Origin of the sequence: Ensifer sp. Root127 (assembly GCF_001425225.1) — a bacterium.
GTDB lineage: Bacteria > Pseudomonadota > Alphaproteobacteria > Rhizobiales > Rhizobiaceae > Ensifer > Ensifer canadensis.
Map to the genome: position 1 here is coordinate 74,572 of NZ_LMDX01000002.1, position 12,709 is coordinate 87,280.

13 protein-coding genes are annotated in these 12,709 nt (G+C 61.8%); 6 read left to right on the plus strand and 7 right to left on the minus strand.

Annotated features, from left to right (window positions below):
- Position 1: 1 nt before the first annotated feature.
- The 4 genes from ASD03_RS07120 (at position 2) to ASD03_RS07135 (ending at position 2,340) form a co-directional block, all read left to right on the plus strand.
- Positions 2–829 carry an anti-sigma factor gene (locus tag ASD03_RS07120; protein WP_025427962.1) on the plus strand — a complete coding sequence of 276 codons (828 nt, stop codon included), beginning with the start codon at positions 2–4 and terminating at the stop codon, positions 827–829.
- A 473-nt stretch (positions 830–1,302) separates the two neighbouring features.
- Positions 1,303–1,512 carry a cold-shock protein gene (locus tag ASD03_RS07125; protein WP_025427963.1) on the plus strand — a complete coding sequence of 70 codons (210 nt, stop codon included), beginning with the start codon at positions 1,303–1,305 and terminating at the stop codon, positions 1,510–1,512.
- Positions 1,513–1,697: 185 nt separating this feature from the next.
- On the plus strand, positions 1,698–1,922 hold the full coding sequence (locus ASD03_RS07130) for a hypothetical protein (protein WP_025427964.1): 225 nt from the start codon (positions 1,698–1,700) through the stop codon (positions 1,920–1,922).
- A 37-nt stretch (positions 1,923–1,959) separates the two neighbouring features.
- Positions 1,960–2,340 (plus strand): DUF6481 family protein, encoded by a 381-nt coding sequence (locus ASD03_RS07135; RefSeq protein ID WP_025427965.1) that lies wholly within the window; start codon positions 1,960–1,962, stop codon positions 2,338–2,340.
- Positions 2,341–2,454: 114 nt separating this feature from the next.
- Here the strand turns inward: ASD03_RS07135 and leuA are convergent, their stop codons facing one another.
- Together leuA and ASD03_RS07150 are read right to left on the minus strand one after the other, a co-directional pair.
- Positions 2,455–4,164: a 2-isopropylmalate synthase gene (leuA, locus tag ASD03_RS07140; RefSeq protein ID WP_025427966.1), complete on the minus strand. Its 1,710-nt coding sequence runs from the start codon at positions 4,162–4,164 to the stop codon at positions 2,455–2,457.
- Between the two features lie 453 nt (positions 4,165–4,617).
- Positions 4,618–5,196 (minus strand): ATP-dependent Clp protease proteolytic subunit, encoded by a 579-nt coding sequence (locus tag ASD03_RS07150; protein ID WP_025427968.1) that lies wholly within the window; start codon positions 5,194–5,196, stop codon positions 4,618–4,620.
- Positions 5,197–5,440: 244 nt separating this feature from the next.
- Between ASD03_RS07150 and ASD03_RS07155 the strand changes: the two genes are divergently transcribed.
- Positions 5,441–6,019, plus strand: a complete 579-nt coding sequence (locus ASD03_RS07155) for a HupE/UreJ family protein (RefSeq protein WP_025427969.1) — start codon at positions 5,441–5,443, stop codon at positions 6,017–6,019.
- A gap of 38 nt (positions 6,020–6,057) precedes the next feature.
- Here ASD03_RS07155 and queF read toward each other — a convergent pair whose 3' ends face one another.
- The 3 genes from queF to ASD03_RS07170 all read right to left on the minus strand — a co-directional run bounded on the left by queF (position 6,058) and on the right by ASD03_RS07170 (position 9,138).
- On the minus strand, positions 6,058–6,522 hold the full coding sequence (gene queF, locus ASD03_RS07160; protein ID WP_025427970.1) for a preQ(1) synthase: 465 nt from the start codon (positions 6,520–6,522) through the stop codon (positions 6,058–6,060).
- Positions 6,519–7,439, minus strand: a complete 921-nt coding sequence (locus tag ASD03_RS07165) for a cation diffusion facilitator family transporter (RefSeq protein ID WP_057206125.1) — start codon at positions 7,437–7,439, stop codon at positions 6,519–6,521. The genes queF and ASD03_RS07165 overlap by 4 nt, the downstream gene beginning before the upstream one ends.
- Before the next feature lie 154 nt (positions 7,440–7,593).
- A complete protein-coding gene (locus ASD03_RS07170) occupies positions 7,594–9,138 on the minus strand; it encodes an MFS transporter (protein ID WP_025427972.1) in 1,545 nt (514 codons plus the stop codon).
- A gap of 179 nt (positions 9,139–9,317) precedes the next feature.
- On the opposite strand from ASD03_RS07170, the gene ASD03_RS07175 reads away from it, so the two are divergent.
- Positions 9,318–10,235 carry a LysR substrate-binding domain-containing protein gene (locus ASD03_RS07175; RefSeq protein ID WP_025427973.1) on the plus strand — a complete coding sequence of 306 codons (918 nt, stop codon included), beginning with the start codon at positions 9,318–9,320 and terminating at the stop codon, positions 10,233–10,235.
- Positions 10,236–10,311: 76 nt separating this feature from the next.
- Here the strand turns inward: ASD03_RS07175 and ASD03_RS07180 are convergent, their stop codons facing one another.
- Positions 10,312–12,501, minus strand: a complete 2,190-nt coding sequence (locus ASD03_RS07180) for an anthranilate synthase (protein ID WP_025427974.1) — start codon at positions 12,499–12,501, stop codon at positions 10,312–10,314.
- A gap of 113 nt (positions 12,502–12,614) precedes the next feature.
- A complete protein-coding gene (trpLE, locus tag ASD03_RS39895) occupies positions 12,615–12,659 on the minus strand; it encodes a trpE operon leader peptide TrpLE (protein WP_178385073.1) in 45 nt (14 codons plus the stop codon).
- Positions 12,660–12,709 lie beyond the last annotated feature (50 nt).

Genomic DNA, 12,709 nt, shown 5'->3' on the forward strand with positions numbered 1-12,709 from the left:
GTTGCAGCAGACAAAAGGTCACGCGCTCGAAGTCCGGTTGTGCGCCTATATCGATGGCGAACTCGGCGAGGCAGAAAAGACTGAACTCGAGACGCTCCTCGCCCGCGACGAGGAAGCCAAGGCGTTGTTTGAAAAGCTGAAGGCCGGCAGCGCCTTCGGCAACACGGCATTCGAGGATTTCCTTCATGATCCCGTGCCGCTGGCGCTGGTGCGTCAGATCAAGCAGGGCTCCGGCATCAATCCCAAGGCGGAACGCGTGACGATCGCTGCCGCCAATGTGCGCAGCGTGCGCATCTGGCCGCGGGTGATGGCTGCTTCCGTGGCGCTGGTGCTGGTCGGTGGCTTCACCGGGTTTATCATCGGCACGGCCAACCACGCCGGCGAGCCGACAAGGGTCGCCTCCGCCCGCACCTGGCTTGACGACATCGCCGACTACCACCGCATTTATTCCCGCCAGAAGGAACGGCTCGTCGAGGTCCCGGCCTCCGAAGCGCCGAAGATCGAGACTTGGCTCGCCTCCAGCGTCGGCGTCCCGTTCACCATTCCCAACCTCACCGGCAAGGGTCTGAACTTCGAGGGTGCGCGTCTGCTCGTCGCCAACAGCAAACCCGTCGCGCAACTTATCTATCGCAATGCCGATGGCGACGTGTTTGCCATCTGCTTCCTCAAGGACAGCGACAGCCCGCAGTCAGACAAATTCTCCGAAAGCATCCGCGACAATCTCGGCATGGTTTCCTGGCAGCGCGGCGGCGCGTCTTTCGTGCTCGTCGGCCCGTCGGCCAGCATCGGTCTGCACGATCTGGCCGAAGCGGTCTCCACGACAATCTGAGCCGCGACCTCCGCCTGAACCAGGCAACGGAACCATGGCAGCGCCTGTTGCCAGGGTGGATCGTGTTGCCGTCAAAATCAGACATCGACCGCAGCGCGGCAGACTGCATCATCCGCGCGAGCGGCCCTATGCCGAGCCGGGCTGATGTTAGCTCAAGCGGAAATTTTTGCAGGCAACCAAATAGTTACACCTGCTTTCCCGGCCTAAAATACATATGCTGCACCGAAAAAAATTTCGCTCCGAATTGCCGTTTCGCAACACCCGCAAAATTGGCAAAACCCGGCAAGAAAAAACCAACGGTTGACATATCAATACTTTGTCTATATCTCTGACAAATCGATATTTGCTTGCTGAACTTTGGTTACCGCGCATTTAGCAACTGCGCCCTGACGAACCTTCCTTTCAAAAATCGCTATCTTCATCCGCAGCGCTTGTGCGCGGCGGTCATTCAATATGCTATGAAAGGGTTCATCATGACCACTGGCACAGTTAAATGGTTTAATTCCACCAAGGGCTTCGGCTTCATTCAGCCTGACAACGGCGGTCCGGACGCATTCGTCCACATCTCCGCCGTCGAGCGTGCTGGAATGCGCGAAATCGTCGAAGGCCAGAAGATCGCCTACGACATGGAGCGCGACAACAAGTCGGGCAAGATGTCTGCCTGCAATCTGCAGGCAGCCTAAATCGGTATCGGCTCTCCCTTGACCACGGATGTACTGGCACTGTCGAGAGCATGATACCCATCAAGGTCAGGCAACATGCCTGGCCTTTTTTATTTCCGCGCGCCGACTGCACGATCCCGCAACTGCATTATGCATCGGGAGTGACGTGCAACACCGTAGACGCGCGCCAAAGTCGGGGATATCCCATGACAGAGACACACAACAAATCGCGCCAGCGGGCCGAGATCGCCTTTGCCAAAGAGCAATCGCAGTTCTTTGCCCGCGACAGCGCCGTTGAAGAACTCGACTCCATCGTCCAGGCTCGCGAAGAGAAGACCCTGCGTCTGCGCGAAGCGCGGCTGGCGAAGGAATTGCAGGACCGCCTGGCGGCGGCTGCCGCCCCCGCTTCGAAACGCGTCAGAAAAACCTGACTTTCAGTCAGGGTGACACCTCAACTGGAATAGAGACTTGAGAAACATCAGAAACAGTGAACTCACCGACCGTCGCAGCGCCGCGGCCGATGCGAAGAAAGCGCTTCTTGAAGCCTACCGCGCGGCAAAGGAAGCCGCAGAACCGACCGAACTCGCCCGCCAGGCCGAGCGTCAGGCGGTCGCTGCAGCCCGCGAAGAGCGGCGCATCGAACGCGAACGGGTAAAGAATGAGGAGCGCGAGCGCTTGCAGGCCGAGGCCGCTGAGCGCGAGGCGGCACTCACGGCTGCTGCAAGAGCTGAGGCCGAAGCGCGCGAAGCCGCCGACAAGAACCGCATTTCACGCGTGATCGAGGACGAGGCTGCCCGCAAGGCCGAGCGCGACCGGCGCTACGCCAACCGCAAGGCGCGGCAGGCTTAACCGCAGCCCGCAAATGGACTTTGAAGCCCCCACCATGGCGAGCCGTGATTGAGGGTAGCGTCAAGTACCGATCGAAAACGCCGCGCGTCCTCAGGGCGCGCGGCGTTTTGATGATCAGCTACGTTTCATTTCCAACACGCGGTTGGCAGCCGAGACGATCGCTTCCAGCGAGGCTGCAACGATGTTGGTGTTGATGCCGGCGCCAAACAGCTTACCATCAGGGTGCTCCATCTCGACATAGGCGATGGCGGCTGCGTTCGAGCCGTGCTGCAGCGAATGCTCGGAATAGTCGGCGACCGAGAGATCGACGCCGAGATAGATCGACAGCGCGTTAATGAAACCGTCGATCGGACCGGTGCCCTTGCCCTCGATGCGCTTGAGCTCGCCGTTGTCGGTGATCTCGGCCGAAACCACACGCACGCCCTTGTGCTCGCCGACCGGATAGGTGTTGTGATCGACGAATTTGATGCGCGCGCCGGGCTGCTCGACATAACGCTCGATGAAGCGTTCATGGATGCGTTTGGAGGGTAGCTCCTTGCCTTCTTCGTCGGTGATGTGCTGGATGTCCTCGCGGAACTCCACCTGCAGGTTGCGCGGCAGGTTGATGCCGTAGTCTTCCTGCAGGATATAGGCGATGCCGCCCTTCCCCGACTGCGAGTTGATCCGGATGATCGCCTCGTAGGAGCGGCCGACGTCACGCGGATCGATCGGCAGGTAAGGCACTTCCCACAATGGCTTGTTGGCGGTCTTGATCGCCTTCATGCCCTTGTTGATCGCATCTTGGTGCGAGCCGGAGAAGGCCGTGTAGACCAGTTCGCCGACGTAAGGATGGCGCTCGGGGATCACCATCTGGTTGGAATATTCGTAGACTTCCTTGATCCGCTCGATGTCGGAGCAGTCCAGCTGCGGGTCCACGCCTTGCGTGAACATGTTCAGCGCCAGCGTCACCACGTCGACATTGCCCGTGCGCTCGCCATTGCCGAACAGCGTGCCTTCGACGCGGTCGGCACCGGCCATCAGGCCGAGCTCCGTCGCCGCAATGCCCGTGCCGCGGTCGTTGTGCGGGTGCAGGGAAATGATCAGGCTCTCGCGATTGTCGAGGTTGCGGCACATCCACTCGATCTGGTCGGCATAGATGTTCGGCGTCGCCATCTCGACGGTCGACGGCAGATTGAGGATCAGCTTGTTATCCGGCGTCGGCTTGACGATCGCGGTGACCGCGTTGCAGATCTCCAGCGCCACTTCCAGCTCGGTGCCGGTGAAGCTCTCCGGCGAATACTCGAAGCGAAAATCGCCACCGGCCTTGGCGGCCATGTCGGTGATCATCTTGGCAGCATCGGTCGCAATTTGCTTGATGCCGGCAACATCCTTGGCAAACACCACCCGGCGCTGCAACTCACTGGTCGAGTTGTAGAAATGCACGATCGGCTTATGGGCGCCCTGCAGCGCCTCGAAGGTCCGGGTGATCAGCTCCGGCCGGCACTGCACCAGCACCTGCAGCGACACGTCTTCGGCGACATTGCCCTCTTCGATGCACCAGCGGGCAAAGTCGAAGTCCGTCTGCGAGGCCGAGGGGAAGCCAATCTCGATTTCCTTGAAGCCCATGTCCAGGAGCAGCTGGAACATGCGCGCCTTGCGGTCATGGCCCATCGGGTCGACGAGCGACTGGTTGCCGTCACGCAGGTCGACCGAGCACCAGATCGGCGCCTGGGAAATGGTCTTCGACGGCCAGGTCCGGTCGGCGAGCGCGATCTGCGGGTAAGGCTGATACTTCACCGCCGCTTCCGGCATGCCGTTCTTGATGGAATGGGATTTCTGGATCATTGCAGCTTCTCTTCATCACTGAGCGCTCTGGCCGCTTTGCCATAACCGATCGGGGATCGGATTGCGATGGCAAATGCCGTGGCGGGCGCGCGTTTGTCCTAAAACTCTATTGGATTCGAGGAGCATCTGCCGGCGTGGCTTTTTCGGCCGCCGGGCGCTCCTCAGCGAACCCGGCAACCGCGAGTAAGGCCGAGAAGAAGAAGCGAGGCGAAGGCGTGCAGCGGCGCACGATTGTCATCGTGTGCGGCAGAGATCGTAGCGATCCGATATGCGCTGGCCTTGGTCATGACAAAGCCTATACACGGCTTGCCGAACCGGAGCAAGGCATGCCCGTGCGGAAACGTGAGGAGTGCGACCATCCCTCTGGCGCGAGCCCCGCCAAACGAAAAAGGCACCGGCGCTGCCGCCGATGCCCTTTGCAATTTCAACGCCGTTGCCGACGGTATATCGGTCTCAGATATCCGAAACCGAGGTGATGATGCGCGAGACGAGGCCATAGTTCTTGGCCTCTTCAGCCGACAGCCAATAGTCACGTTCGGTATCCTTGGCGATCTTTTCGACCGTCTGGCCGGTCGCTTCGGAGAAGATCTTGTTCAGGCGCTCGTTCATCTTGATGATTTCGCGGGCCTGGATCTCGATATCCGAAGCCATGCCGCGGGTGCCGCCCGACGGTTGGTGAAGCAGGAAGCGGGTATTCGGCAGGCAGAGACGACGCTCCTTGGGAACGCCGACATAGATCAGCGCGCCGGCGGACGCGACCCAGCCGGTGCCAATCGTCCAGACCTTCGGCTTCACGAACTTCATCATGTCGTGAATGCTGTCGCCGGATTCGACGTGGCCGCCTGGCGAGCTGACGAAGAGGCGGATGTCGTCATCGCTGGCCGACGCAAGCGCCACGAGCTGCGAGCAAACCTTCTGCGCCAACTCCTGGGTGATGGTGCCGTAAATGAAAATCGAGCGCGACTTGAAAAGGTTCGCCTCCGTTTCCTTGCCCAAGGGCAGTTCGGTGTTCTTGTCTTCCTCGTCGCTCATCCGTTGTTCTCCGGCGTCTCATGAATTTCTTTGTCAAAGTCAGATAATGCGACTCGACAGCGAAGACAATGCAACAAACCGAAAGGGCGACAAAGGGCGAAGCGGATTGCACTGCGCCTATGGTAAACGGCGCCACCGCCAAATGCCGTATGGACAGAGACACAGAGCCCAATAAGATCGAGCCGGTCAAAAAACTGCAAGGACAGGGCTCCCTCCCAGGTCCTGTCGATCCATGGGGACAGATATGAACAGACGCATCCTGATTGCAGCGGCCGTGCTGATGGCATCCGCGGCACCGGCCTTCGCTCACCTCAACCCTGATGAGCACGGCTCGTTTGCCGCCGGCTTCTCGCATCCGCTCTTCGGCCTCGACCATATCCTGGCCATGGTCGCCGTCGGCCTCTGGGCCGCACAGATCGGCGGCCGGGCGCTGTGGCTCGTGCCGTCGGCCTTCGTCGCGATGATGGCGGCCGGCTTTTCGCTGGCAACGGCCGGCATCCATTTTCCCTTTGTCGAGCCCGCGATCCTCGCCTCGGTTGTCGCGCTGGGCCTGCTGGTGGCAATGGCCGTGCGCCTCGATGCGGCCGCGTCGGCTGCGGTCGTCGGCCTCTTCGCGCTCTTTCACGGCCATGCCCATGGCGGCGAACTCGGCAGCGCCGGCGCCCTTCCCTTCGCCATCGGCTTCATGCTTGCCACCGCCGCCCTTCACGCGGCCGGCATCGGCCTTGGCGTGGCGCTTGGTCGCCTCTCAGGCGGCGGCACGCTGGCGCGCATTCTCGGCGGCCTTACGGCACTTGCCGGCACGGCCCTGATCTTCGGCTGACGAAACGAACGGGGAATGGCGGGTCATGCCCGCCATTTTTATCCGCGACCGCGATAGGTCGGCACGCCCTGATCGGGCAGCCACAATCCTTCCGGCGGCTTGCCGGTCTGCCAGAAAACGTCGATCGGAATGCCGCCGCGCGGATACCAGTAGGCACCGATGCGCAGCCAGCGCGGCGACAACAGGCTGACCAGCCGTTTGGCGATATCAATGGTGCAGTCCTCGTGGAAGGCGCCATGATTGCGGAAGGAATGCAGGAACAGCTTCAGCGACTTCGATTCCACCAGCCATTCATCCGGCACGTAGTCGATGACGATGTGGGCAAAATCCGGCTGGCCGGTCATCGGGCAAAGCGAGGTGAATTCCGGCGCGGTGAACCGCACCAGGAAGTCCGCGCCCTGATTGCCGCTCGGCACGCGCTCGAGCACCGCTTCGTCGGGGCTCTGCGGCAGGTCGACCTTGGCGCCCAGTTGCGACAGGCCGGATACGTCAGTCTTGCTCATTTGCGTGGTGCTCCACTTACCTTTACGCGCACGCCGTGCGCCTTTTCACCTTCCGGCTCGACATGGATCGCGATCTTGGCGCCGGGGTGAACGGCGCGTATCGCGTCCTCGATGCGATCGCAGATATCATGCGCCTCGCCGACCGGCATCATTTCCGGCACGACCATGTGGAAATCCACAAAAATCACCGGGCCTGCCTGGCGGGTCTTGAGATCGTGCACTCCAAGCGAGCCCTTGCCGTTGGCGGCGATCGCCTGCTTGATCGCCTCCTCCTCCTCGGCCGGCACCGCCCGGTCCATCAACCCGTCAATCGACCGCGAGATCACCATCCAGCCCTGGAACAGGATATTGCAGGCGACGATGACGGCCAGCAAGGGATCAAGGATCGCGTAACCCGTGGCAATGGCAAGACCAAGGCCGATCAAAACGCCGATCGAGGTCACGACGTCAGACAGAATATGATGGCCGTCGGCGCTGAGAGCCGGCGAGCGATGCTTCCGACCGGCGCTGATCAGCACATAGGCCCAGATGGCGTTGACGACACCAGCAGCAAAGTTGATCGCCAGGCCGAGCGCCGGAGCTTCCAACATCACCGGCGCCATCATCGCCGGCACCGCTTCCCAGACGATCAGCAATGCGGCAACGACGATCAGCACGCCCTCGATAACCGCGGAAAAATACTCCGCCTTGTGGTGCCCGAAGGGATGGCCGGCATCCGCCGGTTTCGCCGCATAGCCGATCATCAGATAGGCGATCACCGCCGCAATCACATTGACTGTGGACTCAAGACCATCCGACAAAAGGGCCACCGAGCCGGTAAGCCACCAGGCAAGCAGCTTCAGCCCCAGCACAGCCAGAGAAAGCGGAATGCCCCAGAAGGCAAGCCGCAGGACGGTTCGGTTATCGGATAGAGACATCTTCTTCATTCCTCATGCAGATGCAAACGAGTTGCAAACGCAAGCCCATTGAAACGCAAAACCGCCCGCGCGAATTTCGCGCAGGCGGTCAATGGGAAACATATGTGCCATCGATGCCGGCTTGTCAAAGGTGCGTTCGGCTCCTGCCCGTTTTTTAAGGGTCCGTAATCGTACCCGGCATCAGATCGGTTTCGGCGCTTTCGACTTCTTCGGCGCCCTTGCCGAGGTACAGGAAGACGACCACGGCCGTTGCCGTGGTAATGGCCGTCAACAGCCAGAGCAGCGTCCCGAACGCGCTGCTATAGGCTTGAAGCAGTGCAAGGCGCTCAACCGACGGCACTATGCTGCCGGCCGCAGCCACGTTGCCGGTGACGAGCCTCTGGGCGACATCGGCGGCGTGGCCGCCGGCTGCCGACCCCAATTTGATCTGCGTGAAGACAGAGAGAAGCGCTGTCACCACCGCAAGGGCGATCCCTTCGCCCGCAACACGGGTGGTGCTGAAGATACCCGTCGCCATTCCCGCCCGCTCCTTCGGCACCACGCTGACCGCCAGCCCATCCATCAAACCCCAGGGCAGGCTGATGCCGATGCCGACGAGCAGCAATGGTGGGACCAGCAGCCCCGGCGCCGAGCCCACGGGAAACTGGCTGAGCCAGCCAAGCCCGGCGGCTGAAACCAGCAATCCGGTCCCGCAGATGACGGCCGGCGCAAACCAGCGCGTCAACAGACCGGCGGCGATCGGCAGGAGGAGCAGCGGAGCCGAGAGCGCAATCATCATCCGCCCCCCGGCAATCTCGCTCATGCCTTCGATGCCGATGAACCGCACCGGCAGAAGAATGAGCAGCACGACGAAACCATAAGCCGGCGCCGCCGCGAGCAGTTGTACGCCGACAAAGCGCGGATACTTGAACAAGGACAGATCCAGCATCGGCCGCGCCACGGAACGCTCGATTCGGTAGAAGACAAAGAAGAAGACAACCGCAGCTACCAGCACAGCGAGGACGAAAGGATCGCTCCAGCCGGCCTCGGGCAGCTGCAGGATGCCAAATGTCAGGAATGCCAGCGCCAGCGTGAACGTCACCGCCCCCTTCCAGTCGAGGCCGCCCGCATTCGGGTCGCGCGTTTCCCGCAGGAAAACGGCACCGAGCGCAAAGGCAAAGGCCGCGAGCGCGACGACAAGCAGGAAGATTGCCGGCCAGCCGAGCGCCTCGACCACGAGGCCGGAGGCAATGGGGCCAAATGCCAGGCCGACGCCAAAGCTCGCACCGACGACGCTGAACGCCCGCAGCCGTTGCCCCTCTTCAAACTCCTGTGCCAGTGAAGCCATGCCGCCCGAAAACGCTGCCGCCGCCCCGACACCCTGCAAGGCCCTGAGAATGTCGAACAAGACAATATCGTTGGCGAAGGCAAGGCCGAGCGAGAACAGGCCGAAGGCTGCAAGCCCGCCGAGGAACATGCGCTTGCGGCCATAGCTATCGGCAAGCGCGCCCGCCGCCATCAGGGTGCTGCCGAAGGTCAGCATGAAGGCGTTCGTGACCCAGTTGAGCGCCAGCGGGCTTCCACCCAGCGTCCGGCTGATCGCGGGCAGTGCCACCGCCGGCCCGGTGAAGGTCAGCGGCATGGCGGCGGCCGCACAACAAACAGCAACAAGAACGCACAACCGTCCGGCGTTGCTCCTACTCCTGGTCTTTTCTCTCATGTCTTGCAGTCCCGATGTGTTCGAGCAAGGAAGGACCCGCCGGTCGCACTTCGTGAGGCGACCGGTCGCCGGTCGGTGGGTATCGATTGACTTGAGGAGGATAGATTGGACAGAATGGCTGGGAAATACCGCCATCATTCCACTCTTGGCGGAAAAAAAACGCTCGAATAGGAGAGGCAATGGATCGCTTGGGTGGACTGACGGCCTTTGTTCGAACCGCCGATCTCGGCAGCTTTGTCGCTGCCGGACGGGTCCTTGGCCTATCCGCTTCGGCCGTTGGCAAGGCGGTGACCAATCTCGAGAGACAGCTTGGCGTTCGCCTGTTTCAACGCTCGACACGCAGCATCCGGCTGACGGAGGAAGGGCGGCTGTTTCACGAGCGCTGCCGTCGCGTCCTCGACGATCTAGACGATGCCGAGGCATCGCTAGCCCAAGCCGTCGCGGCTCCACGCGGGCGCCTGCGCGTCAGCGTTCCGATCGTCAGTTATCACCTGCTGCTGCCGGTGCTGCCGGAATTCGTTGAGCGCTATCCCGAAGTCGAACTCGATCTCGATTTCAACGATCGCATCGTCGACCTGATCGATGAGGAGGTCGATGTCGCTATCCGCAGCGGCGATTTGCCGGATTCCCGGCTGATGTCGAGAGCCCTGCGCCCGTTCCGGCTTCTGCTTTGCGCCGCCCCAAGCTACCTCGCCGATCACGGCACGCCCGAATGCCCACGGGATCTCGATGGTCACCGGGCAATCCGCTTCCGGTTTCCCAACAGCCGCAAACTGCAGGACTGGCCGATTGTCATGTCAGGCACCATGCCGCCGATGTGCACAGTGCTGACCTGCAACAATATGGAGGCATTGCGTGGCGCCGTGATCAGCGGTCTCGGCATTGGCTGCATGCCGGACTTTCTGGCGCGCGGGCCGCTTGCCGACGGCGCGCTTAAAACGGTGCTCGACGCCCATCTCAACGCACCCGGCCAGTTTCACCTTCTCTGGCCCTCGAACCGGCACCTCTCGCCCAAGGTCCGGGTCTTCGTCGATTTCCTCAGCGAGCGGCTGTTTGCCGATCGCTGCGAAATTCCGGGCGCGCCAAGCGCCCCATGAAGGCACCTGCCAGCCCGACAACGAAAGCGCCGCCCTTTGATACGGAGGCGGCGCCTGATTGTCTGCGGTTCGTTTCTTAGGCGGCCTTGACCTTCGCCCGCTTGGCCAGATGCGCCACCACGTTTTCGATCATGCGCATGCCGGCATCGCCGCCGAGCGTCATGATCGATTCCGGGTGGAACTGCACGGCTGCCACCGGCTCCTTGGTATGCTCGATGCCCATGATCGTGCCGTCTTCACTTTCGGCGGTGATCATGAAATCGCGCGGCAGGCTCGACGGATCGGCAAAGATCGAGTGATAGCGACCGACGGTCACCTCCTTGCCGAGGCCGGAGAAGACGATGCCGGGTTCGAGCACGCGGATGCGCGACGGCTTGCCGTGCATCGGGATCGCCAGCTGCCTGAGATCGCCGCCATAGGCTTCGGCAAGCGCCTGCAGGCCGAGGCAGACGCCGAAGATCGGCAGATCGCGGGCACGCGCCTTCTTGATCGTTGCCTTGCAGTCGAAATCCTTCGGGTTGCCGGGTCCCGGCGACAGCACGACGAGATCCGGCTTCACCCGGTCGAAGATCTCTTCGGCCACCGGCGAGCGCACCGTCGTCACCGTTGCCCCCGTTTGGCGGAAGTAATTCGCCAGCGTGTGCACGAAGCTGTCCTCGTGGTCGACAAGCAGGATGTTGACGCCGGCGCCTACGGCGGCGACGTCACGGCCGGCCTTGCCGCTGTTGGCGGATTTCGCGTCACGAATGGCTGCGATCATGGCAGAGGCCTTCAGTTCGGTTTCGGCTTCTTCTTCTTCCGGGTTTGAATCGTAGAGCAGCGTCGCGCCCGCCCTCACCTCGGCAATGCCGTCCTTGATGCGGATGGTGCGGAGCGTCAGGCCGGTGTTCATGTCGCCGTTGAAGCCGACCATGCCGATGGCGCCACCATACCATGCGCGCGGGCTCTTCTCGTGGCCTTCGATGAAGCGCATCGCCCAGAGTTTCGGCGCACCGGTGACGGTGACGGCCCAGGCGTGGCTGAGGAAGCCGTCGAAGGCGTCCATATCGTCGCGCAGGCGCCCCTCGATGTGGTCGACCGTGTGGATCAGGCGCGAATACATCTCGATCTGGCGGCGGCCGATGACCTTGACGGAGCCGGGAACGCAGACGCGGCTCTTGTCGTTGCGGTCGACATCCGAGCACATGGTCAGTTCGGACTCGTCCTTCTTGGAATTCAGCAGCTTCAGGATCTGCTCGCTGTCGGCGATCGGGTCGTCACCGCGCTTGATCGTGCCGGAAATCGGGCAGGTCTCGATGCGGCGGCCGGACACGCGCACGAACATTTCCGGCGAGGCGCCGACCAGGTATTCCTGGTTTCCGAGATTGATGAAGAAGGAATAGGGCGACGGGTTGATCGCCTTCAACCGTTTGGAGATCTCCGACGGCTTGCTGTCGCAGCGCTCGAAGAACTTCTGGCCGGGAACGACCTCGAAGAGATCGCCGCGGCGGAAGCTTTCCTTCGCCTTGACCACAAGCTCGGCATATTCGCCGGGCCGGTGGTCCCCATGCGGCGGAATGATGTCGACGGTCTGGAAGGGTTCGCTGGCGATCTCCTCCGTCTTGCCTTCAGTCGAAACACCGTCCTTGGCGAAGTCATAGCGGTCGATCCAGGCCTTGGCGGCATAGTGGTCGACGACCAGGATCTCATCCGGCAGGAACAGAACCATGTCGCGCTGGTCGTCCGGGCGCTTCAGCTTCAGCTCGATGGCGTCGAACTGGAAGGCGAGATCGTAACCGAAGGCGCCATAAAGGCCGAGGCTCGCATCCTCCGCCGAATGGAAGAGGTTGGTGACGGCCCGAAGCACGGTGAAGACCGTCGGCATCTTCGAGCGCTCTTCCTCGGTGAAGACACGGTCGGGCGCGTTGATCGTCAGGTCGAGACGGGTCGCCGTCGAGGTGCCGAGCGTGATGTCGGCGACGGTTTTCAGATGGTCCGAAATGATCGACAGCAGCACTTCGCCGCGGCCGTTATAGGCTTCGATCCAGAGCGAGCGGCCGAAGGAGGAAATGCCGAGCGGCGGGTCGACGACGGCAGTGTCCCAGCGCGTGTAGCGGCCCGGATATTCGTAGTTGGACGAAAACACCGCGCCGCGACGTTCGTCCAGCCTGTCGACATAGCTTGAAATCGAATCCGCATAGGAGGCTTCGCGCCGCCTGCGGGTGACGACGATCCCGCCCCTGGTGGTATAGCTTTCCGCGCCGTCTTCGAGAATTACCGTTGCCATTCGTCTCGCTCCGTAAAAGCCCGGTTTTTCCACGCGGCCAGAATACGAAAAAGCCGCCTCGAAATCTCCGGGCGGCTTGATGTCTCAATCACGCATGACTGGTCAAGGCCGCCTCAGCGAGCCCACCACCAGATCGAAATGTTGCGTGCATTTGTCATGGGCGAAAGTGTTAGCGCGGGTTGCAGCCTTGCGCAAGCGGGAAAAAGTG

Bases quoted from the DNA above. Each gene is read 5' to 3' on its own strand.
- ASD03_RS07155 (WP_025427969.1), top strand. From the start codon at position 5,441: ATGAACAGACGCATCCTGATTGCAGCGGCCGTGCTGATGGCATCCGCG.
- ASD03_RS07130 (WP_025427964.1), top strand. From the start codon at position 1,698: ATGACAGAGACACACAACAAATCGCGCCAGCGGGCCGAGATCGCCTTT.
- ASD03_RS07170 (WP_025427972.1), bottom strand. From the start codon at position 9,138: ATGAGAGAAAAGACCAGGAGTAGGAGCAACGCCGGACGGTTGTGCGTT.
- ASD03_RS07150 (WP_025427968.1), bottom strand. From the start codon at position 5,196: ATGAGCGACGAGGAAGACAAGAACACCGAACTGCCCTTGGGCAAGGAA.
- queF (WP_025427970.1), bottom strand. From the start codon at position 6,522: ATGAGCAAGACTGACGTATCCGGCCTGTCGCAACTGGGCGCCAAGGTC.
- ASD03_RS07180 (WP_025427974.1), bottom strand. From the start codon at position 12,501: ATGGCAACGGTAATTCTCGAAGACGGCGCGGAAAGCTATACCACCAGG.
- leuA (WP_025427966.1), bottom strand. From the start codon at position 4,164: ATGATCCAGAAATCCCATTCCATCAAGAACGGCATGCCGGAAGCGGCG.
- ASD03_RS07175 (WP_025427973.1), top strand. From the start codon at position 9,318: ATGGATCGCTTGGGTGGACTGACGGCCTTTGTTCGAACCGCCGATCTC.
- ASD03_RS07165 (WP_057206125.1), bottom strand. From the start codon at position 7,439: ATGTCTCTATCCGATAACCGAACCGTCCTGCGGCTTGCCTTCTGGGGC.
- ASD03_RS07125 (WP_025427963.1), top strand. From the start codon at position 1,303: ATGACCACTGGCACAGTTAAATGGTTTAATTCCACCAAGGGCTTCGGC.